General features: G+C 68.8%; 10 protein-coding genes. 6 read left to right on the plus strand and 4 right to left on the minus strand.

Annotation, left to right across the window (positions count from 1 at the left end; translation table 11 throughout):
* Positions 1–31 precede the first annotated feature (31 nt).
* Complete coding sequence (locus ACZ56U_RS05575) at positions 32–2,338, minus strand: beta-L-arabinofuranosidase domain-containing protein (RefSeq protein WP_469082733.1); 2,307 nt, start codon at positions 2,336–2,338, stop codon at positions 32–34.
* Positions 2,339–2,907: 569 nt separating this feature from the next.
* Between ACZ56U_RS05575 and ACZ56U_RS05580 the strand changes: the two genes are divergently transcribed.
* The 3 genes from ACZ56U_RS05580 (at position 2,908) to ACZ56U_RS05590 (ending at position 10,151) form a co-directional block, all read left to right on the plus strand.
* On the plus strand, positions 2,908–5,097 hold the full coding sequence (locus ACZ56U_RS05580) for a WD40/YVTN/BNR-like repeat-containing protein (protein WP_469082734.1): 2,190 nt from the start codon (positions 2,908–2,910) through the stop codon (positions 5,095–5,097).
* A 474-nt stretch (positions 5,098–5,571) separates the two neighbouring features.
* Positions 5,572–8,409 carry a carbohydrate-binding protein gene (locus tag ACZ56U_RS05585; protein WP_469082853.1) on the plus strand — a complete coding sequence of 946 codons (2,838 nt, stop codon included), beginning with the start codon at positions 5,572–5,574 and terminating at the stop codon, positions 8,407–8,409.
* A gap of 29 nt (positions 8,410–8,438) precedes the next feature.
* Positions 8,439–10,151 carry a ThuA domain-containing protein gene (locus tag ACZ56U_RS05590; protein WP_469082735.1) on the plus strand — a complete coding sequence of 571 codons (1,713 nt, stop codon included), beginning with the start codon at positions 8,439–8,441 and terminating at the stop codon, positions 10,149–10,151.
* A 228-nt stretch (positions 10,152–10,379) separates the two neighbouring features.
* Here ACZ56U_RS05590 and ACZ56U_RS05595 read toward each other — a convergent pair whose 3' ends face one another.
* From ACZ56U_RS05595 to ACZ56U_RS05605, 3 genes are all read right to left on the minus strand, one after another.
* Positions 10,380–11,711 (minus strand): ricin-type beta-trefoil lectin domain protein, encoded by a 1,332-nt coding sequence (locus ACZ56U_RS05595; protein ID WP_469082736.1) that lies wholly within the window; start codon positions 11,709–11,711, stop codon positions 10,380–10,382.
* 30 nt (positions 11,712–11,741) lie between these two features.
* Positions 11,742–13,235 carry an arabinofuranosidase catalytic domain-containing protein gene (locus tag ACZ56U_RS05600; RefSeq protein WP_469082737.1) on the minus strand — a complete coding sequence of 498 codons (1,494 nt, stop codon included), beginning with the start codon at positions 13,233–13,235 and terminating at the stop codon, positions 11,742–11,744.
* 71 nt (positions 13,236–13,306) lie between these two features.
* The gene (locus ACZ56U_RS05605) at positions 13,307–16,858 is read right to left on the minus strand and encodes a ThuA domain-containing protein (protein ID WP_469082738.1); all 3,552 of its coding nucleotides are present in this window, start codon (positions 16,856–16,858) and stop codon (positions 13,307–13,309) included.
* A gap of 661 nt (positions 16,859–17,519) precedes the next feature.
* Between ACZ56U_RS05605 and ACZ56U_RS05610 the strand changes: the two genes are divergently transcribed.
* The 3 genes from ACZ56U_RS05610 to ACZ56U_RS05620 are packed head-to-tail and all read left to right on the plus strand — an operon-like array spanning position 17,520 to position 20,972.
* A complete protein-coding gene (locus ACZ56U_RS05610) occupies positions 17,520–19,031 on the plus strand; it encodes a sugar ABC transporter ATP-binding protein (RefSeq protein ID WP_469082739.1) in 1,512 nt (503 codons plus the stop codon).
* The gene (locus ACZ56U_RS05615) at positions 19,028–19,999 is read left to right on the plus strand and encodes an ABC transporter permease (protein ID WP_469082740.1); all 972 of its coding nucleotides are present in this window, start codon (positions 19,028–19,030) and stop codon (positions 19,997–19,999) included. Before ACZ56U_RS05610 ends, ACZ56U_RS05615 begins: the two co-directional genes overlap by 4 nt.
* A 1-nt stretch (position 20,000) precedes the next feature.
* Complete coding sequence (locus tag ACZ56U_RS05620; protein ID WP_469082741.1) at positions 20,001–20,972, plus strand: ABC transporter permease; 972 nt, start codon at positions 20,001–20,003, stop codon at positions 20,970–20,972.
* Positions 20,973–20,974 lie beyond the last annotated feature (2 nt).

A 20,974-nucleotide genomic window follows, 5' to 3' on the forward strand; every position in this document is an offset into this window, starting at 1 on the left:
AGAACGCCCTGGATCTGGTCCCGACACCGACTCAGCTCCGCACGATGCGCCAGCGGTTGTCGGCGGTACCGTCGTCCGAGTCCTGGACCGCGAACGCGCCGACCGCGGTGGAGTTGTTCGCGATGGCGAGCAGCTTGCCGCTGTTCGCGTTACGGATCTTGTAGGTGCCGTCTCCCTGGTCGAGCAGCGTCCATCGGTGATCGGCCGTGCCGTTGTCGGACCACTGCAGAACGGTCGCGTCGTCTGCCGTCGACATGTCCTGAACGCCGAGCACCTTGCCGCTGTGGGCGTTGCGGAAGCGGAAGCCGTCACCATCGGTGATCATCTGCCAGTTGTGGTCGGCCGTGCCCGAGTCGTTCCACTGCAGAGCGCGGCCACCGTCGGCCGTGGACATGTCCTGGATGCCCAGCACGAGACCGCTGCCCACGTTGGAGAGACGGACGGTGTCACCGGCGTTCCAGTAGACGGTGTAGTTGTGGCCGTGCGCGTCGTGGAAGGGGCCCAGGTTGACGGTGGAGCCGTTCGCGGTGGCGGTGAAGGCGAGCGAGGTGCTGCTGGTCCGCGTGATGGACGACGTGTTCAGCGCCGGCAGGGAACTGAGCGCGGAATTGCCGTAGTTGCCGGACAGGACCACGGGACCGTAGGTGATCGCCGCGACGCCGGCGCTGTCGTTGGCCGCGCGCATGATGACCCGCATGGGCAGGCGGACGGTGACCGTGTCGCCGGAGGTCCATGAGCGGCTCAGGGTGGCGTAACTGCCGGGGGTGGTGGTGATGTTCTGTGCGACGCCGTTGACGCTGATGGTGGCCCCGGTGGTCCAGCCCGGGATGCGGATGCGCATCGCCCAGGTGCCGCCGGCATTGCCGGTGACCTTCAACGTCGTGGTGTCGCTGACGGGATAGGCCGTGGTCTGGGTGACCGTGATGCCGCGCTCCGCCCAGGTGAGCACGGAGGGCACGAACAGGTTCACGATGAGGGTGTTGTCACTGCGGTAGTAGATGGAGTCCATCAGCCTGGTGTGCATCTCAAGGCCCGTGCCCTGGCAGCACCAGAAGGTGCCGTAGTCGGTGCTCCAGGTGCCGCCGCCCCACGCCGGGCCCACACCGCGTCTGCCTCCCGGGTTCAGCGGGGTGAAGTAGGTGACGTGGCCGTGGCTGTCGGCCGGGTTCTGCTGGCCGATCATCTGGTTCAGCCATGCCCGCTCGTAGTAGTCGAACAGCGCGGCCCGGTTCGGGTCGAGCGCGAACAACTCCCGGGTGAGGGTGAGCATGTTGAAGGTGTTGCAGCTTTCGCAGGTGTCCTTGTTCAGATAGCCGGCGATGGCGTTCGGGGCCCGGAAGTGCTCCGCCTGGCTGTTGCCGCCGATGGCGTAGGTGTGTGCGCTGACGGTCATGTTCCAGGCGTTGGTGGCGATGTCCCGGTAGCGGGCGGTGCCGGTGGCCTTGTACTCCCGGGCGGCCCCGATCCACTTGGGAACCTGCGTGTTGGCGTGCAGTCCGCTGAGCTTGTCCTGGTTGGCGGCGAGAGGGTCGAACACCGCGGCGTGGTCGAACCGTTGGGCGACGGCGAGCCACCGCGCGTTGCCGGACTGCTGGTAGAGATCGGTCAGCACGGTGTTCATGCCGCCGAACTCGGTTTGCAGCATGGTCTGCATCTGCTGGCCGCTGAGCCGGCCGGTGCGCCAGTCGACCCACCCCGCGAGAGCGAACAGCACGTCCCGGGCCTGCGTGCTGCCGATGAGACGCCACACGTCCAGCAGGCCGGCAAGGGTCTTGTGGATGGTGTAGTACGGCACGTTGCCGTTGCTCAGGGTCCGCTGCTCCAGAGCGGTGAAGTCGGACTCGGGGTAGCCGGAGAGGTAACCGGCGTTGAAACCGGCGGCGTTGTTGTTGGCCTGGCACTTGGCGAGCTCCGCGACCATGGTCGTCGCCTTGTCCCGGCAGACGGTGTCCCCGGTCACGGCGTACAGCTGTGCCCACGCTGTCAGGAAGTGCCCTTGGGCGTGGGTGCGGAAGGGGAACGTCGGGGCGTCCCAACCACCGTTGGCAGCCGCGCCGTTGGTGGGCAGCCGGTGGTTGGCCCGGAAGTTGTACAGCAACCGGTCGACATCGACGAACCGCAGGTAGTTCTGCGTACGGTTCTGGTTGTCCAGCCATCGGCTCGCAGTGAGCCGGACCTGGTCGAGCGGGAAGGGGTGCGCGGAGACTCCGATGTCATCCCTTGCGGCAGGGATGGCCGCCTGGGCGGAAGACACGCCCATGAAGGATCCGGCGGCAGAGGCGGCGGCGGTTGCTCCGGCTGCTTGTAACAGGCGCCGTCTGCTGATGGAGGAGGCCATCTTGCACCTTTCGGTGAGGTGGGAGTGAGCATGTGACCGTGTGGGTGTGCGGTGCGTGAGTCCGGCGGTCGGCGCACCCCACCCACGCCGACAGTGCGACGTCGCCGCCTGCTGGACGTCCGAGCGCCACCTCACACCTCCACCCTGGAGGTGAGCGGGACGCGGACGGGTTCCTCTGGCAATCCGCCTAGGCGAGAAGGCCGGGCATCCACAGGGGCCTCGGTCCCTTCGTTCCTTTCCGTCGATACATGGGATGGATTAAGAGGCATGAGTGTTGCCCCTGTCTAGCCTTGCGGCACGAGTTACCGTCTGGTTCAGGTCTCCTGACGGTTCATCACCCTGCTGTCAAGACGGACATTGGGTTTTCTGAGAGGCGGATTCCCGCCATGTGAGGGTGTGAGGGGCGGTCCCCCTGATTGCGGGGTGCCGTGCAGGATGTCGGCCGCGCCGAAAAAAGTTCCTGGCTCAAGGCAACCCTGTGGGGGGTCTGCGACAACAAGGGAGCGGATCCGGTCAGTTCCGGTGGCCGGCTTCCTCCAGTGACAGCATGCAAGGAGCACCTCACCCCCATGAACAACCCCACGAACGGCGGGCGCCGCGGGCGTCATCGCCGCCGCTGGACCGCCACCGCTGTACTGCTCGGTGTGCCCGCCGCCGTCGTGCCGTACCTCGTGTTCACGCAGAACGACTCGCAGGCCAGCAGTGCGCAGACCACGGCCGCCGCCGGGCCGTATGTGTGGAAGAACGCCCAGGTGGTGGGCGGCGGTTATGTCACCGGGCTGGTGTTCAATCCGCGGGAGAAGGGCCTGCTGTACGCGCGCACCGACATGGGTGGCGCCTACCGCTGGGACACCGCGGCCGAGAAGTGGATCCCGTTGACCGACTGGATCGGTGAGAAGGACTGGAACCTGCTGGGCATCGACTCGGTGGCCACCGACCCCGTCGACCCCAAGCGCCTCTACCTCGGGGCGGGCACCTACACCAACGAGTGGGCCGGCAACGGCGCGATCCTGCGCTCCACCGACAAGGGCCGCACCTTCAAGCGCACCAACCTGCCCTTCAAGGTGGGCGGCAACGAGGACGGCCGCGGGGCGGGCGAGCGGCTGGTGGTCGACCCCGCGGACAACAGCACCCTGCTGTTGGGCACCCGTAAGAACGGCCTGTGGCGCAGCACCGACCACGGCGTGACATGGCGTCAGGTCTCCTCGTTCCCCGTCAAGGACGGGGCGAGCAGCGGTGCGGGCATCTCCTTCGTGACGTACGGCCCGGCCGGCAGCAAGACGATCTACGTCGGCGTCAACGACAGGTCCTCCTCCCTGTACCGCTCCACCGACGGCGGCGGCACCTGGCAGGCCGTCTCCGGGCAGCCCACCGGTCAGCTGCCGCAGCACGGGGTGGTCTCCGGTGACGGCTCGCTGTACCTGACGTACACCGACAACCTCGGGCCCAACGGTGTGACGGGGGGCTCGGTGTGGAAGTACACACCGGCCGGCGGGGCGTGGAAGAACATCTCCCCGTCCCAGGGCAGTTACGGGTTCTCCGGTCTGGCCGTCGACCCGCGCAAGCCGTCCACGGTGATGGTCACCACCCTCGGCCGCTGGTGGCCCGAGGACGAGGTCTACCGGACCACCAACGGCGGCACGACCTGGAAGGCACTGGCCGACAAGTCGGTGCGCAGCGCCGCCGCCGCGCCTTACGTCGGCACGCACACCGGGCACTGGATGACCGCCCTGGCCATCGATCCCTTCAACTCCGGGCACGTGCTGTACGGCACCGGCAACGGCATCCTGCGCAGCAAGGACGCCGATGCCTCCGACCACGGCGGCACCAGCCACTGGAGCATGGGTGCCCGAGGGCTGGAGGAGACCGCGCTGATGGACGCGATCGCCCCGCCCGGCGGCGCCAAGGTCATCACCGCCATGGGTGATCAGGGCGGTTTCCGGCACGACTCCCTGACCAAGGTGCCCTCCGGGCGGCTGAAGAACCCGATGATGACCAACAGCACCGACATCGACTTCGCGCAGTCCAAGCCCGCGCTGATGGTCCGCGTCGGCCGTGGCGGTGAGCAGGACGGCGCCTACTCCACCAACGGTGGCCGCAGTTGGAAGGGCTTCAAGGCGGAGCCGGTGGCCAGTGCCCAGGACGGCCATGTCGCGCTCGCGGCGGACGGCTCCGCCATCGTCTGGACCCAGGCCGGTCAGGCCCCGTACCGCTCGACCGACAACGGGTCGAGCTGGTCGAGGGTCAACGGCCTGGGCAGCGACGCCGTGGTCGTCGCCGACCGCTCCTCAGCCAGGACGTTCTACTCACTGTCCGGCGGCACGCTCTACGCCAGCACCGACGGCGGCGCGACCTTCACCGCCCGCGCCGGCAACCTGCCCGCCGGCAAGCTCACGGCCGTTCCCGGCATCGCCGGCGACCTGTGGATCGCCGGCGGCGACAAGGGGCTGCTGCACTCCACCGACGGCGGCCGCACCTTCACCACGCTCAAGACGGTGCAGTCCGCCTCCGCCCTCGGCTTCGGCAAGGCCAAGCCGGGCGCCAACTACCAGGCCCTGTACCTGATCGGTACCGTCAAGGACGTCACCGGAGTCTTCCGCTCCACCGACAAGGGCGCCACCTGGCTCCGCGTCAACGACAAGGCCCACCAGTGGGGCGCCATCGGCAGCGTCGGCGTCATCACCGGCGACCCCGACACCTACGGCCGCGTCTACGTCGGCACCAACGGACGCGGCCTCCAGTACGGCGACCCGTCCTGACCCCAGAGCCCGTGCGGAGCCGCAGCCACAATGGCCTGCGGCTCCGCCAAGGCAGCGGGACATCGCTCGGGTGCGGCTCTTCATCAGCGAGCTGGTGACGGGGCACCTCCGAGGCGTTCCTGGTCGGAGAGCGGATCGCCTGTCCTGGGACGTGGTCCGAGGCCCCTCTGCACCCTTCGTCACTTCCTCCACAAGGGACCAGAAGCCCGGCTGGTCCGGAAGGAGGTATGGACACATCGGGCTGAGGCCTTCTAGCCTTGTCGGTGGACCGTCACGGTCCTCGATGTGACCCGACAGCGCGGTAGCCATCGACTTGTCATATTTCCGAGCGGTTGCCCCCGCTCGGCGTAGTGGCCCTGCTGAAGCACACCCAGCGGGCCGAAGGGGCGACATCCCGCTACGGCATCGGCGCGGCAGCGCGCGCCCCAAGCCTGGCAGCCACCTGTTCAGGAAGGGGAGTGCATTGTCATGCTCATGCGCATCGGGAGGGGTTTAGTCGCGCGTTGGTCGGCCATCGCTTCGGCTCTGCTCCTGGTCGCGGCCGCTCTCAGCGCGGCCTTGTCCAGTGCGACACCAGCGTCGGCGCACCCGATCAACCCCGCCGACTTCCAGCAGGTCCAACTGGCCCGCGGGGTGGCGGAGGTCGGTGAGCCGATGTCGCTGGCCGTACTCCCCGACCGGTCGGTGCTGCATACCGCTCGCAACGGGACCGTGCGCCGCACGGACGCGAGCGGCACCACCACGGTGATCGGCAACATCCCCGTGTACACACACGACGAGGACGGCCTGCAAGGCATCGGCATCGACCCGGGTTTCGCCACCAACCGGCACATCTACCTCTACTACGCCCCGCCGCTGTCCACACCAGGCGGCGACGCCCCGACCACCGGCAGCAACTGGTCGGCGTGGCAAGGCGTCAACCGGCTCTCCCGGTTCACGCTCAACGCCGACTTCACGCTCAACCAGTCCAGCAAAGTGGACATCCTCGACGTGGCGGCCGACCGAGGCCTCTGCTGCCACGCCGGCGGAGACATCGACTTCGACGCGGCAGGCAATCTGTACCTGTCCACCGGCGACGACACCAACCCGTTCGAGTCCGCCGGATATTCCCCGCTCGACGAGCGGACCAACCGCAACCCGGCGTTCGACGCGCAGCGCTCCGCAGCCAACACCAACGACCTCCGCGGCAAGATCTTGCGCATCAAGGTGAACGAGAACGGGTCGTACTCGATCCCGGCAGGCAACTTGTTCGCGCCCGGCACGGCAAGGACCCGGCCGGAGATCTACGCGATGGGCCTGCGCAACCCGTTCCGGATGAGCGTCGACAAGGCCACCGGCATCGTCTACGTCGGCGACTACGGTCCCGATGCCGGCGCCACCACGGCGCGCGGGCCGCAGGGCCAGGTCGAGTTCAACCGCGTCACGGGCCCGGGCTTCTACGGCTGGCCCTACTGCACCGGCACCAACACCAGCTCCGAGACGTACGCCGAGTGGGACTTCGCCACCAACACGGCAGGCGCGAAGTACAACTGCTCGGGCGGACCGACGAACAACTCGCCCCGCAATACCGGCTTGAGCACACTGCCCCCCGCCAAGGCCGCCTGGATCCGCTACGGCGGCGAGGCCGGCAGCCCGTCGGCGTTCGGCAGCGGCTCGGAGTCACCGATGGCGGGCCCGGTGTACCGGTACGACCCCAACCTCAGCTCTCCCACGAAGTTCCCCCAGTCGTTCGACGGGCAGTTCTTCGCCACGGAGTTCGGCCGCGGCTGGATCAAGCCGATCCACCTCAACGCCGACGGCTCCCCGGGGACCATCGACAGCTTCCCCTGGAGCGGCAAGCAGGTGATCGACTCGGCGTTCGGCCCGGACGGCTCCTACTACGTGCTGGACTACGGCTCCGGGTTCTACCAGGGCGACCAGTACTCCGCCCTGTACCGCTTCGACCACGTCGGCGCCGGCAACCGGGCGCCCACGGCGGTGGCCTCCGCCAACCGGACCTCCGGCGCGGCGCCGTTGACCGTGACCTTCTCCTCGGCCGGCTCGTCCGACCCCGAGGGCGGGGCATTGACCTACGCCTGGAGCTTCGGTGACGGCACTACCTCCACCGCCGCCAACCCGACGAAGACGTACAGCACGAACGGCGAGTACACGGCCAGGCTGACCGTGCGTGACCCGCAGGGTGCCACCGGCACCGCCGACGTGCGGATCACCGTCGGCAACACCGCCCCGACCGTGACCATCAACAGTCCCGCCGCGGGGGAGATCTTCGCCTTCGGCGACACCGTGCCCTACAGCCTCACCGTCACGGACCCGGAGGACGGCACGGTCGACTGCGCCAAGGTCAAGCTGACGTACATCGTCGGCCACGACAGCCACGGCCATCCGGTCACCTCGAAGACCGGCTGCTCCGGCACGATCACCATCCCGGTCGACGGCGAGCACGACGACGCCGCGAACATCTTCGGGGTCTTCGACGCCGAGTACACCGACAGCGCCGGGCTCACCACGCACACCCAGCACATCCTTCAGCCCAAGCACCGGCAGGCCGAGCACTACAAGACCTCGTCCGGCATCACCATCTACGACAAGTCGACCGCCGAGGGCGGCAAGTCCGTCGGCGACATCGAGAACGGCGACTGGATCGCCTTCGAGCCGTACAAGCTGAGCAACGCCACATCGTTCAACGCCCGGGTGTCGTCAGCCGGCGCGGGCGGCACGTTGCAGGTCCGGGCCGGCTCGCCGACCGGCACCGTCCTCGGCTCCGCCACCGTCCCGGTCACCGGCTCGTGGACGAGCTTCACCACCGTCAGCGGATCGATCTCCGGTGCACCGGCCGGCACCACCACGCTCTATCTGACCTTCAGCGGCGGCTCCGGATTCCTCTTCGACGTCGACGCGTTCACCTTCAATCCCGGCGGTGGCCCGACACCCGGCGCGGGTCCGGTCGTGGGGCTCGCGGGCAAGTGTCTGGATGTCCGTGACGGCAGCTCGGCGGACGGGACGGCGGTGCAGATCTCGTCGTGCACGGGCTCGGCGAGGCAGCAGTGGACGGTGACGCCGGGATCGACGGTCAAGGCGCTGGGCAAGTGCCTGGATGTCAGCGGTAACGGCACGGCCGACGGGGCGAAGGTCCAGTTGTGGTCCTGCAACGGTGGCGCCAACCAGAACTGGCAGGCGAACGCGGACGGGTCGCTGCGCAGCCCGCAGTCAGGCAAGTGCCTGGACGTGTCGGGCGCCAACTCCTCGGACGGCACCCTCGTGCACCTGTGGACCTGCAACGGCGGAGCCAACCAGAAATGGACCCTGCCCTGATATCTGTCACCAGGAAGAGAGCGACGGACATGCGCAGACAACCCCGAACCCTGCTCGGTGGGGCGATCGCGACACTCGCCGCACTGGCCCTCCTCGGGCAGCCCAGCCCCGTCAGTGCCGCGGACACGTCCTACGACGTCCTCGTGTTCTCCAAGACGGCCGGATTCCGGCACGACTCGATCCCGGCAGGGATCCAGGCCATCCGCGACCTCGGCGCCGCGAACAATTTCACGGTGACGGCCACGGAGGACGGCAACCACTTCACCACCGGCAACCTGAGCCGTTACGAGGCGGTGATCTTCCTCAACACCACCGGTGACGTTCTGAACGACGCCCAGCAGTCGGCCTTCCAGTCGTACATCGGCTCAGGCGGCGGCTTCGTCGGCGTCCACTCGGCCGCGGACACGGAGTACAACTGGCCGTTCTACGGCGATCTGGTCGGCGCCTACTTCGCCTCGCACCCCGCTGTCCAGCAGGCCAACGTCAAGGTGGAGGGGCGGGCGCACGCGGCGACCGCCCACCTGCCGCAGACATGGACCCGCACCGACGAGTGGTACAACTTCCGGACCAACCCCCGCGCCACCGCGCGCGTGCTCGCCACATTGGACGAGTCCTCGTACTCGGGCGGCTCGATGGGCGCCGACCACCCGCACACCTGGTGCAAGACTCACTCGGGCGGCCGGTCCTTCTACACCGGCGGTGGGCACAGCCAGGCGTCGTACGCGGAGCCGGCGTTCCGGGCGCACCTGCTCGGCGGCATCCGGTACGCGGCAGGCCGGACCAAGGCCGACTGCCGGCCCGAGACCGGCTACACGACCCTCTACAACGGCTCGACCACCGGCTGGTCGCAGGCCGGCCCGGGTGGCTTCACCAACTCGGACGCCACCCTCGCCTCCTACGGCGGCATGGGCATGCTCTGGTACAGCGCCCGGCAGTTCACCAACTACTCGCTGAAGCTGGACTGGAGGACGGCCGGCGACGACAACTCCGGCGTGATCGTCGGGTTTCCACCGACGAGCGACCCGCAGTCGGCACTGGACAACGGCTACGAGGTCCAGATCGACGCCACCGACGCGCCTGACCGCACGACCGGGTCGATCTACGCCGTGAAGGCCCCGGACACGGCTGCCCGGGACGCGGCGCTCAACCCACCCGGCGAGTGGAACACCTTCGAGGTGCTCGTGGAGGGCGAGCGGCTCCAGGTCTGGCTCAACGGCGTGAAGATCAATGACTTCACCAACACCGACCCCGCCCGCTCGCTCGCCGGCCACGTCGGCATCCAGAATCACGGCACGGGGGACGACGTATCGTTCCGCAACGTCCGGATCAAGGAACTGGGCGGCGGCCCGACACCGACACCCGGCGTGGGTCCGGTCGTGGGGCTCGCGGGCAAGTGTCTGGATGTCCGTAATGGCAGCTCGGCGGACGGGACGGCGGTGCAGATCTCGTCGTGCACGGGCTCGGCGAGGCAGCAGTGGACGGTGACGCCGGGATCGACGGTCAAGGCGCTGGGCAAGTGCCTGGATGTCAGCGGTAACGGCACGGCTGACGGGGCGAAGGTCCAGTTGTGGTCCTGCAACGGTGGCGCCAACCAGAACTGGCAGGCGAACGCGGACGGGTCGCTGCGCAGCCCGCAGTCAGGCAAGTGCCTGGACGTGTCGGGCGCCAACTCCTCTGACGGAACCCTCGTGCACCTGTGGTCCTGCAACGGCGGAGCCAACCAGAAATGGACCCTGCCCTGAGCTGACGCGGCACGACGGAAGGGCCACCTGCCAGTGTGCGGTGGCCCTTCCGGGTTCTCAGGCGAGGAGACGGTCGGCGTCACCGCTCAACGACGGCTCCACTGCCGGTTGTTCTGGCCGTTGCACTGCCGGACGACGACGGCGGTGCCGTTGGTGGTGCCGCGTCCGCTGGCGTCGGGGCACGGGGAAGGCGGTACGTGATGTCACGTACCGCCTTCAGTTGTGCGCTTATGCTCGCGTCCAGCGCTGGTTCGCGCCGTCGTGGCAGTTCCACACGATGACCGCGGAGCCGTTGGCGGTGCTCGCGCCGCTGACATCCAGGCACAGCCCGTTCTGACCGTTGCGGATCGTGCCGTTGCTGTTGAGGACCCACTGCTGGTTGGCGCCACCGTTGCAGTCCTGGATCTGCACCCGCGTGCCGGCGGCGGCGTCGGCCGGGACGTGCACGCACTTGCCCAGCACCTGCAGCGCCGCACCGTTCTGGGTGAACCGCTGGTTGGCGTTGCTGTGGCAGTCCCAGATGATCATCGGTGTGCCGTTGGCCGCGTTCTCGCCGTTGACGTCCAGGCACCGGCCCGAACCCTGGTTGGTCAGCCGGAACGTGGTCGGGTCGGGCGGGTTGGGCGTCGTGTCGTCGAACTGTGTGAAGAAGTTCCACACCACCGCCCGGGTCCAGGACCTCTCACCCGGTTCGTAGTCGCCGGCCGATCCATCGACTGGACCGGGCGTGTGCCCCGCGTCGAACGCGGCCCATGCCACGGGGTAGCCGGCGCGGCACCCCGAGTAGGTCGTGACGGTATGCGTGAGGCTGCCCCGTGCCGGCTCCGGCGGGTTCTGGGGAGTGCAGCCATTGTTCCGCACGAACCTGTCACGCAGCGACCGTCCTGTGGCGATCGGGAGCACCGGGTCCCGCAAGCCGTGCAGTCCGATGTACGCGACCGGCTGGGTGCCGCCGTTGCACCCGCTCAACTGCCCGCCCGAGTAGACGGCGACCGCGCGGAACACTGTCGGCCGGGCGCACGCGAGCGCGAAGCTCATGCCGCCTCCGTAGCTGAAACCCCCGGCGAAGCGCTGGTCGGTGTCGACACACAGGCCGGCGTCGATCTGCCTGATCATGTCGTCGACGAAGGTCAGGTCCTCGCCGTTGGAGTTGGCCCAGCCGTTCCCGAGGCCCTGGGGCGCGACGAAGATCGCGCTGTCGTTCGAGATCGCCCGCAGTCCGTAGTACGACCAGGAGTATCCGCTGGTTCCGCCCGAGTCGACGTCGCCCGCGGTGCCGCCGTTCCAGTGGAAGCCGAAGACCAGTCGGTACGGGCGGTTGTTGTCGTAGTTGGCGGGCAACCGCAGGATGTAGTTCCGCGTCTTGCCGCTGCTCTGGATCGAGCGCGGACCACTCGACAGCGCGGGGGGTTTGCCGCATCCGGCGCTCGCGGTGAGGGAGGGGGCCTCGGCGGCGGCGGACGTCCCGGTGAAGCCGCCGATACCGGCCGCGGCGAGGAGGAGCGCGATGACCACGGCTATCGGCGTGCGCCATCGGTGACGATTGTTGCCTTGTCGCATCCTGTTTTCTCCGTTCATGGGTGTAGCGACTCAGCGGTAGCCGGCGGCGACGATGTTTGCCTGCACCGCGCTCTCGGTCGCGTCGGAGGGATATCCGGACACCATCGCGCCCTCGTAGAAGGTGCCGGCGCTGAGGTTCGCGCCGCCGCCGGGCTTGCAGCAGTCACCACCGCTGCCGAGGATGATGGCGCCCTGCTTCTTCATGGGGCTGTAGCCGGGCGGAAGCGCGCCGTCCCACAGCGTGGTCAGGCTTCCGGTCTGGCCGTTGCCGCCCTTGAGCGCGAAACGGCTCGTCCCGTTGTTCTTCAACATCGCTGTCACGAACTTGCTGGTGAAGGCCCGCTGGTTCGGGTTCCAGGTCTGGCTGCCACCGGAGTAGAGCCCCCATTCGAGGTCGGCCTGGACCCATGGGCCGGAGCCGGCGCAGCCGCCGAACCAGCACTGGGTGCTGAAATTGATCGCGTCCATCGCCCCGGCCGCGTCGGCCGCCCGGGTCGTCTCACTGTTGCCGTAGTCGAAGCAGCAGCCGCCGTTGGCATGGGTGCCGCTGGTCACCATGTACATGCCTTCGGGGGCGCTGCCGGTCGGCACGCCGGTCAGGTGGCCGTCCCGCCAGTAGCTGTTTCCGGGGTTGATGTAGAGCGAGTAGGCCTTGCCACCGCCGACCGCCAGCGACTCCGACGTCGCGACCGCCGGGCGGCTCTGGCTGGAGCCCGGAACCACACTCGATCCCTGGTACCACAGGTCGTTCCCGCGGCCGGACTGGTCGTAGACGACGGTGATGACACAGGTGGTCCCCGCGCAGAACGAGTCCTGCGTCGCCGCGTCGGCGGTGCCACCCGCGCTCCGGACGCCGATGTTCCGGGTCGTGCTGTCGGACGAGCGCCGGACCTGGTAGAGGTTGCCGTCGTAGGTGCCGTAGAGCGCCCGTACGGTGCTGTGGGCGGCGATGCAGGGGGTGCCGCCCGAGGCGTAGATGTCGCACGTGCCCGCGCCGCCCGGCACCGGTGGGTCCGGCGGCGGGGTCGGTGAGTTCCATTGCTGGTTGGTGCCGCCGTGGCAGGACCAGAGGGTGATCCTGGTGCCGTTGGCGGTGCCGCCGGCGTTGGCGTCGAGGCACAGTCCGGAGTGGACGCCGGAGATGGTGCCGTTGGGGTTGACGTTCCACTGCTGGTTGTTCTGGCCGTTGCAGTCCCAGATGATGACCGGGGTGCCGTTGGTGGTGCCGCGTCCGCTGGCGTCGAGGCACTTGTTGCCGGAGACGGTCAGTTGTCTGCTTGCGGTGTAGGTCCAGGTCTGGCCGGCCGCGCCGGTGCAGTCCCAGAGTTGGGTCTGGGTGCCGTTGGTGGTGCCGGCGCCGGGGACGGTCAGGCAGCGGCCGGACTGCGCGCCCACGATGGGGGCGCTCTGCCCGGGCTCGATCGGTGCCGCCACCGCGGTGGCGCCGACGGCGACAAGCACCAGGACGGCGCCCAGCGCGGACAGACGCCCGTACCAGCGGGGCCGGGGTATCCGAAACACCATGGCGGTTCCTCACCTGGTCGTAGGGAGGGATGCCCGGCGCGCGACCGCGCCGGGCATCCCGTCCGGACGGGCTAGACGGCGGTGAACCGCCACTGTTGGTTGGTGCCGCCGTGGCAGCTCCATTGCAGGAGTCGTGCGCCGTCGGCCGTCGAGCCGCCGTTGACGTCGACGCACAGGCCGCTGGGCAGGCTCTTCATCGTGTACACGCCCGCCGTGGTGGTCGGTGTGACGACGAACTTCTGCGCGTTTCCGTTGTCGCAGGTGGACTGCTGCAGGAACGCGCCCTGGGCGGTGGACCCGCCCGCGACGGCGAGGCACTTGCCGCTGTGCACCGCCTTCAGGTGGACGGCGCCGCCACCGGCGTCGACGGCTTGCCACTTCTGGTTGTCCGCGCCGGTGGCCGGCCACTGGACGATCTGGGCGCCGTCAGCGGTCGAGGCGCTGTTGACGTCCACGAATTTGCCGCTGTGCTGCGCCGCCACCGTCCAGGTCCGACCGGCGACGCCACCGCCGCCGTTGCCCGGTTCGCCGACCCCGTTGCCGCCGAAGGTGAGCGAGTCGAGGTCGAACCAGTTGCTCGAGGTGCCCTTGAACACCAGGTAGAGCGGGTGGGAGCCGGCGAGATCGGCTGTGTTCACCGCCGGCGTGGACTGGTAGGTGTTCCAGCCGCCGGTGCTGGGCACCGGTGTCGTGGCCAGGAGCGTGCCGGTCGGGGAGTCGGCGCGCAGCTCGATCGATCCGCCGCCACTCGGCGACGACAGGCGGTAACGCACGCTCGTGATGCCCGACAGGCTCATCGGTTTGAACGCGATCCAGTCGCCGTCGGAGATGTTGCCGACCCGCTTGCCGCTCTCCGCGCCGGCCTGCTCGACGATCTGCACACCCGACTGGTCCGAGTAGAACTCGGCCTGCTTGTGCTTGGGTTGGAGGATCACCTGGCCGTAGCCGGTGAGCGGGTTCGCACCTCCGGGGCCGCCGTCGTCGGTGTAGCGGGCGTTGAGGACGTAGTACAGGTTGGCGCCGTCGGGATGCCCGCCCAGCAGCGACGTGTCGATGGTGCCCGAGCACCCCGGGTAGTCCGTGGTCTCGTGCTGGTGGTCGTCGTGACCGAGGGCGGGGTTGACGAACACCTTGGCGCAGTCGACGGGCGCGCCGCCGGGGTCCGAGACGGACACCTTGTACGGGACGCGGTCGCCGAAGTCCAGCATGCCGCCGTCGGACGGAATCGTGATGGTGACCTTCGGTGCGGTGTTGCCCACGGTGATCGGCACGTTGGCGAAGGCCGTCTTGCCGGTGTTGTCGGTGACCTTGAGCTGGGCGGTGTAGTTGCCGTTGGCGGTGTAGGTGTGTGACGGGTTGGCCGCCGTGGACGTGGTGCCGTCGCCGAACGTCCATAGGTAACTGAGCGAGCTGCCGGGATCCGGGTCTGTGGACCCGGCGCTGCTGAACTGGACGTTCAGTGGCGCGTCCCCGTTGGTGGGCGTTCCGGTGGCTTTGGCGATCGGCGACCGTCCGCCGTGGTTGTAGTCGATGCGGTAGAGACCCGAGTCGTTGTTGCCGCCGGAGAAGTTGTTGCCCCATTCCAGCAGGTACAGCGAGCCGTCGGGCCCGAACTCCATGTCCATCGGCTTGAGGAACTTGGCGGCGGGCATGAAGGAGTTGGTCCGGGTGACCGCGGTCGCGGAGTCGAAGTGGACCTCCTTGACGGTGTGACGCGACCACTCGTAGAAGAAGTGGACCCCGTCGTAGTAGGGCGGGAACTTCGTCTCGGACGGGTTGGCGGCGTTGTAGCGGTAGACCGGTCCGCCCATCGGGCCCGAGCCGCCGGAGCCGAGTTCGGGGAAGTTCGGTGAGACGCCGTAGCCGTACCACATGTTCGGCGCGACGATCGGCTTGAGGTTGGTCAGGCCGGTGTTGTTCGGTGAGTTGTTGACCGGCGCGTTGCAGTTGAACTTGGCGCCGACGGCGCCGGTGCTCGGGTTGTAGGGCGCGTAGGCCTGGTTGTCGCCGTGGCAGAACGGCCAGCCGTAGTTGCCCGGGGTCTTGATGACATTGAGTTCGACGAGCCCTTCGGGGCCGCGATTGGTCGTGGGCGGGTTCCGGTCCGGGCCGTAGTCGGCGAGGTAGACCCACCCGTTGTCCGGGTCGATCGAGAAGCGGAACGGGTTGCGGAAGCCCATCGCGTAGATCTCCGGCCGGGTCTGCGCCGTGCCCTGCGGGTAGAGGTTGCCGGCCGGGACGGTGTAGCCGCCGTCGGCCGACGGCCGGATGCGCAGGAGCTTGCCCCGCAGGTCGTTGGTGTTGCCGGCGGTGCGGGCGGCGTCGAGGTTGGCCTTGCCCGGCCGCCAGTCCAGCGGGGCGTAGCCCTGCCAGTTGGAGTCGAGGTTCGGTGGGACGTCGTCCCCGGTGCCGATGTAGAGGTTCTTGTCGGGCCCGAACTCGATGTACCCGCCGGTGTGCCCGGGTTCGGCGAACGTGCGGTCCCGGGTCGCGGGGATGTCGATGATCGTCACCTGGCTCGACATGTTCAGGGTGTCGCCGGTGAGTGTGAACCGGGAGACCCGGTTGATGTCGTTCGGGACTCCGGCTGGGGAGTGATACAGGTACACGTAGCCGTTGCTGGCGAAGTCGGGGTCGAGCGCCAGTCCGGTGAGGCCGTCCTCGCCCCCGGTGTAGACGCTGAGCGTGGCGGCTGTCACGGTTCTGTTGGTCGTCGGTTTGAAGATCTTCAGCTGCCCGCCCCGCTGGACGTAGAGCACCCGCCCGTCCGGGGCGACCGCGAGGGCCATCGGGTCCGCTGTGTTGTCGTCGAGGGTGCGCTTCTCGAAGTTGCCCCACACGGTGCCGCCGCAGTCGCCGGGCTCGTTGCCGGCCGCCCACTTGATGCCCCCGAGGACGTGGTTGCGGAAATGGGTCTCGCTGTAGGCCGCGCTGGTGTGCCCCATGGCGGTGGCCCACACGCGGCCGCCGCCGGTGTTGCGGCACCAGGAGATGGGGTGGTCCGGTCCCATGGCGCGGGAGCCCGGGTTGTACGTGCGCTCGTCCGCGGTGACCAGGACATGGACGTCACCGCGGGGGTTGCGGTCGAAGTTGTACCACTCCTCGCTGCGGTTCCAACGGTCCGGCAGGCCGGCCGTCGACGGGTGCTTCTTGTCCGCGACGATGGCGGTGCCGGCCAGCACGCCGGGGGAGTGCTCCGGCATGTGTGCGCCGCCGTTGATGGTCTGGTCCCACCACGGGTACTCGTTCTCGATGCCCATGTCCGTGGCGTTGTGGATCGCGACGATGCCCTTGCCGCTGGCGAGGTAGCCCTCCATCGCCTGACGTTGGGCCGCCGTTGTCCATACCATTCCCGAGGTCTGGAACATGATGACCACGTCGAAGGTGGCGAGGTTCGCCGGGGTGAAAACGCTTGAGTCCTCGCTGGTGACCAACTCGAAGTTGTTGGCCGCCGCCTGCTCCCGGAACATCGTGAGGCCGGCGGGGATCGAATCGTGCCGGTAGCCGGTTGTCTTCGTGAAGACCAGGGCTCGGAAGGTCGGCGCGGCTGACGCCGGTTGGGCGATGACGAGCGACAGGAGCACGCTCGCGATCGCCGCGAAGATTAATATGATGCGACGCATGCCGTCTCCTATGTCGGCGGAGCAACGATGGCATGACCACGGGCACGCGTCGGCCGCACCTGCGATGCGCCAGAGTTCCTGAGCGCGTCGTAGGAACGCGTGTGCCGTCAGCTCGTCGTCCCGTCCGCCGTGACGGGCAGTCAAGTCCCTACGGAAGAGAGGGGGGCGTCACACCAGATGCGACCGTCTCCCGTGGTCTGCCGGACAGCATGCAGCGGCCTATCGCAACAGTCAATATGCTTCGGGTACGGCCGATTCCATAACACATTTTGCGTATCAATCGATGTGGTTCGGTGCGCGACCGTCGTCGGGCCGATTCAATAACACATTTCGCGCATCAGTCGTCCTGGTCCGGCGCGCGACGGTGGACGGGCCGATTCGATAACAGATTTTGGTGTATCGATCGTTGTCGGCTGATCGCTGGTCCACATTGAGCAGTTCGAACGGTGAACGTCCTTCTGTGATGTCCGGTGGTATTGCCAGGCGCTCATCGAGGCATTTACCCTCGGGGCCGCGATGTCGCCATCCAGTCCGGCGAAAGTTCGCGGCTATTCGACGATAGCTCGCGGGCGAAAACTGTCATTTCACGCCGACCGCACCCAAACGATTCAGCTATCGGTGACTCAATCCTGCTGACGACGCGAATGTAGAGGGTCCCACGATGTCTGGCCTGCTGCCGTCACCGCTGCTCGCTCTGCGAGGCATCGGCAAGTCGTTCCTCGGTGTGCGGGTGCTCGATGGCGTCGACCTCCAGGTCCGGCCGGGCGAGGTGCACGCGGTCGTCGGCGAGAACGGCGCCGGCAAGTCCACGCTCATGAAGGTGGTGTCCGGCGTCCACCAGCCCGACGAGGGAACGGTCGAGTTCGCCGGCGCACCGCGGACGTTCCCCGGCCCGCGTGAGGCCCAACAGGCCGGTATCGGCATCGTCCACCAGGAGTTGACCCTGCTGCCCGAGCGTACGGTCGCGGAGAACGTCTGGCTGGGCCGCGAGCCCCTGCGCCGCGGGCTCGTCGACCGCAAGGCGATGCTCAGCCACACCGCGGAGCTCCTCACCTCGATCGGGGAGGGCTCGTTACCGCCCGACACGCGCGTGGGACGACTCGGCGTGGCGCAGCAACAGGTGGTCGAGATCGTCAAGGCGCTCGCCCTCGACGCGCGGCTGCTCATCATGGACGAGCCCACCGCGGCTCTAGCCGACCACGAAGTCGGCCAGCTCTACGCGCTCGTACGGCGGTTGCAGGAGCACGGGATAGGCGTGCTGTACGTCTCGCACCGCCTCAAGGAGGTCTTCGACCTGTCCAGCCGGATCACGGTGCTCAAGGACGGCCGGGCGGTGGCGACCTTGGACACCGCGGACACCAGCGCCGATCAGTTGGTGCGCCACATGGTCGGCCGCGAGCTGTCGAGCTACTATCCCGGTCTGGCGAAACCGCAGGAGCTGGGCCCGGTGCGGCTGACTGTCCGGGGCGGAGGCAACCGGCAGCTGCGCGGCATCGACCTGCGGCTGCGCGCCGGCGAGGTGCTCGGCGTCGGCGGCCTGCAGGGCTCCGGCCGGTCGGCGTTGGCCCGCGCACTGTTCGGTGCCGCGCCGTTCAGCACCGGCCAGGTGACCGTTGACGGAGCGCCGGTCCGGCTGCGCTCGCCCCGCGCCGCGATACGGGCCGGTATCGCCTACGTCTCCGAGGACCGCAAGGGCGAGGGGATCGTCGCCGAGCAGTCGGTGCTCGACAACGCGCTGCTGGCCGGCCGCGCCGTCCGCCTGGGCCGGCTCGGCCGCGGTGCGCGAACCACGCGGATCCGGGAGCTGCTCGCGGCCGTCGAGCTGCGCGCCGCGGGGGAGGACCAGGAGGTCCGTTTCCTGTCCGGGGGCAACCAGCAGAAGGTCGTGCTGGCCAGGTGGCTCGCGCTCGACCCGGGCATCCTGCTCTTCGACGAGCCGACCCGGGGCATCGACGTGGGCGCCAAGTCGGCGATCCACGACCTCGTCCGCCGGCTGGCCCGCGAGGGCGCCGCCGTGCTGATGGTCTCGTCCGAGCTGCCCGAACTGCTCGGCATGAGCGACCGCATCATCGTCATGCGCGACGGCCGGATCGCCGGCGAGCTACCCGCCGGCGCGACAGAGGAGGACGTCGTCGCCCTGGCGGTCGGCACCGCGCGGGAGGCGGCCGGATGAGCGGCACGCTGTCCCTGGCGGCCAGGCGGACCCCGCCCGGCGTGTTCGTCGCGCTGGTCCTCACCCTGGCGGTCGGCTGGCTCATCGTCACGGTCGACGGCGGCCGGTTGTTCACCGTGCCGACGACGGTGAGCCTGCTGCACGTCGCAGCCGGTCTGGGCCTCGTCGCGGTCGGCCAGACACTGGTCGTCGTCGGGGGCTCACTGGACCTGTCCGTGGCGTACGTGGTCAGCCTGAGCACCCTCGTCGCCGCCGAGACCATGGCCGGTGACGACGGCGCCATGCTGCCCGCGATCGGCCTGACGCTCGCCGTCAGCGCCGCGATCGGCCTCGTCAACGGCCTGCTCGTCACCACGGCGCGGATCAACCCCTTCATCGCGACCGTCGGCGTCGGACTGCTGCTGAAGGGATACCTCGACAACGGGTACGACGGCCCGGCCGGCAAGACCGCGCCCGCCCTCGTGCAGGGCCTGGGGTACCAGCGCGTCGGCCCGCTGCCGCTGTCGTTCCTGCTGCTGCTCGCCGTCGCCGCCGCGGCCTGGTTCGTGCTGGCGCGCACCCGCTTCGGCCACCACCTGATCGCCGTGGGCGGTGACCCGGAGGTCGCCCGGCTCTCCGGCGTGCGGGGCAGCCGGGTCCTCGTCACCGCCCATGTGCTGTGCGCTCTGTGCGCCGGCCTCGCCGGGGTCTACCTCGCCAGTCGGCTCGGCGCCGGCGCACCCAGGGTAGGCACCGAGGGACTGTACGACCTGGAGTCGATCGCCGCGGTGGTGCTCGGCGGCACAGCCCTGGCCGGCGGGCGCGGCGGCGTTGTCGGCACGGTCGGCGGCGTGCTGCTGCTCGCGAGCATCGACGCCATCTTCAACCAGCTCGAGGTCGACGTGTTCTTCAAGCAGGTGATCCGTGGCGTGATCATCATCGCGGCGGTCGCCGTCTACGCCCGCCGGGCGACGCGAAAGGCGTCCTAGCATGAGGATCGCGCGCCCACTGAGGCTCCGCACGTTCCGCTCCGGCGGTCTCGCACCGATCGCCGTGATCCTGGTGGTGTTGCTGGTTCTGCTGACCGCCCGCCAACCGGACTTCCTCTCGCCGCCGTCGCTGATGTCGTTCCTCGGCCGCTCAGCGCCGGTCGTCCTGCTCGCCGCCGGCCAGTACTTCGTGATCGTCTCCGGCGAGTTGGACCTGTCCGTCGGCTCTCTGGTCACCGCGCAGGTGGTCATCGCCGCCCGGCTGATCGACGGCGATCCGTCGGCCGGCTGGCCTGTCGTCGTGCTCCTGTTCGCGTTCGGCATCGCCGTCGGCCTCGTCAACGGCCTCGTCACCACGCGGCTGCGGGTGCCGTCGTTCATCACGACTCTTGGGATGTTCCTGATCCTCGTCGGCGCCGTGTACCTGTGGACCAACGGTGCCCCCAAGGGCGGCCTCTCCGAGGAGTTCCGCCGGCTCGGTCGGTCGGCGTTCGAGGATGTGCCCGCGCTGGGCCGGATACCGTACGCCCTGGTCATCCTGGTGGCGGCGGCCGCTCTGGCGCTGGTGCTGACGCGTTCGGACTTCGGCCGCACCCTGGTCGCCGTCGGCGGCAACCCGCGGACCGCCGAGCTGAGCGGCGTGCGCGTGTGGCGCGCCAAGACCATGGCGTTCGTCCTCAGCGGACTCGCCGCCACGCTCGCGGCGGTCCTGATCGGCGGGTACAGCGGAGTGTCGTTCCAGGCCGGTGCCGGCCTGGAGTTCGGCGCGATCACCGCGGCGGTCCTCGGCGGTGTCGCTCTGGGCGGGGGCCGCGGTTCGGTCGTCGGCGCGATGCTGGGCGCGCTGACCCTGGAGACGCTCTTCACGCTCATGAACTTCTACGGCGTCTCCGGCGCCCTCAAACCGACCGTCCAGGGCGCGATCATTCTGCTCGCCGTGGCGGCGGCGTCCTTCCGTCTCCCGTCCAGATGAAG

The sequence above is a fragment of the Streptomyces sp. NPDC034103 genome, from assembly GCF_055575395.1.

Excerpts from the sequence above, each read along its gene's own strand:
- ACZ56U_RS05575 (WP_469082733.1), bottom strand. The coding sequence starts at position 2,338 with ATGGCCTCCTCCATCAGCAGACGGCGCCTGTTACAAGCAGCCGGAGCA.
- ACZ56U_RS05580 (WP_469082734.1), top strand. The coding sequence starts at position 2,908 with ATGAACAACCCCACGAACGGCGGGCGCCGCGGGCGTCATCGCCGCCGC.
- ACZ56U_RS05585 (WP_469082853.1), top strand. The coding sequence starts at position 5,572 with ATGCGCATCGGGAGGGGTTTAGTCGCGCGTTGGTCGGCCATCGCTTCG.
- ACZ56U_RS05590 (WP_469082735.1), top strand. The coding sequence starts at position 8,439 with ATGCGCAGACAACCCCGAACCCTGCTCGGTGGGGCGATCGCGACACTC.
- ACZ56U_RS05595 (WP_469082736.1), bottom strand. The coding sequence starts at position 11,711 with ATGCGACAAGGCAACAATCGTCACCGATGGCGCACGCCGATAGCCGTG.
- ACZ56U_RS05600 (WP_469082737.1), bottom strand. The coding sequence starts at position 13,235 with ATGGTGTTTCGGATACCCCGGCCCCGCTGGTACGGGCGTCTGTCCGCG.
- ACZ56U_RS05605 (WP_469082738.1), bottom strand. The coding sequence starts at position 16,858 with ATGCGTCGCATCATATTAATCTTCGCGGCGATCGCGAGCGTGCTCCTG.
- ACZ56U_RS05610 (WP_469082739.1), top strand. The coding sequence starts at position 17,520 with ATGTCTGGCCTGCTGCCGTCACCGCTGCTCGCTCTGCGAGGCATCGGC.
- ACZ56U_RS05615 (WP_469082740.1), top strand. The coding sequence starts at position 19,028 with ATGAGCGGCACGCTGTCCCTGGCGGCCAGGCGGACCCCGCCCGGCGTG.
- ACZ56U_RS05620 (WP_469082741.1), top strand. The coding sequence starts at position 20,001 with ATGAGGATCGCGCGCCCACTGAGGCTCCGCACGTTCCGCTCCGGCGGT.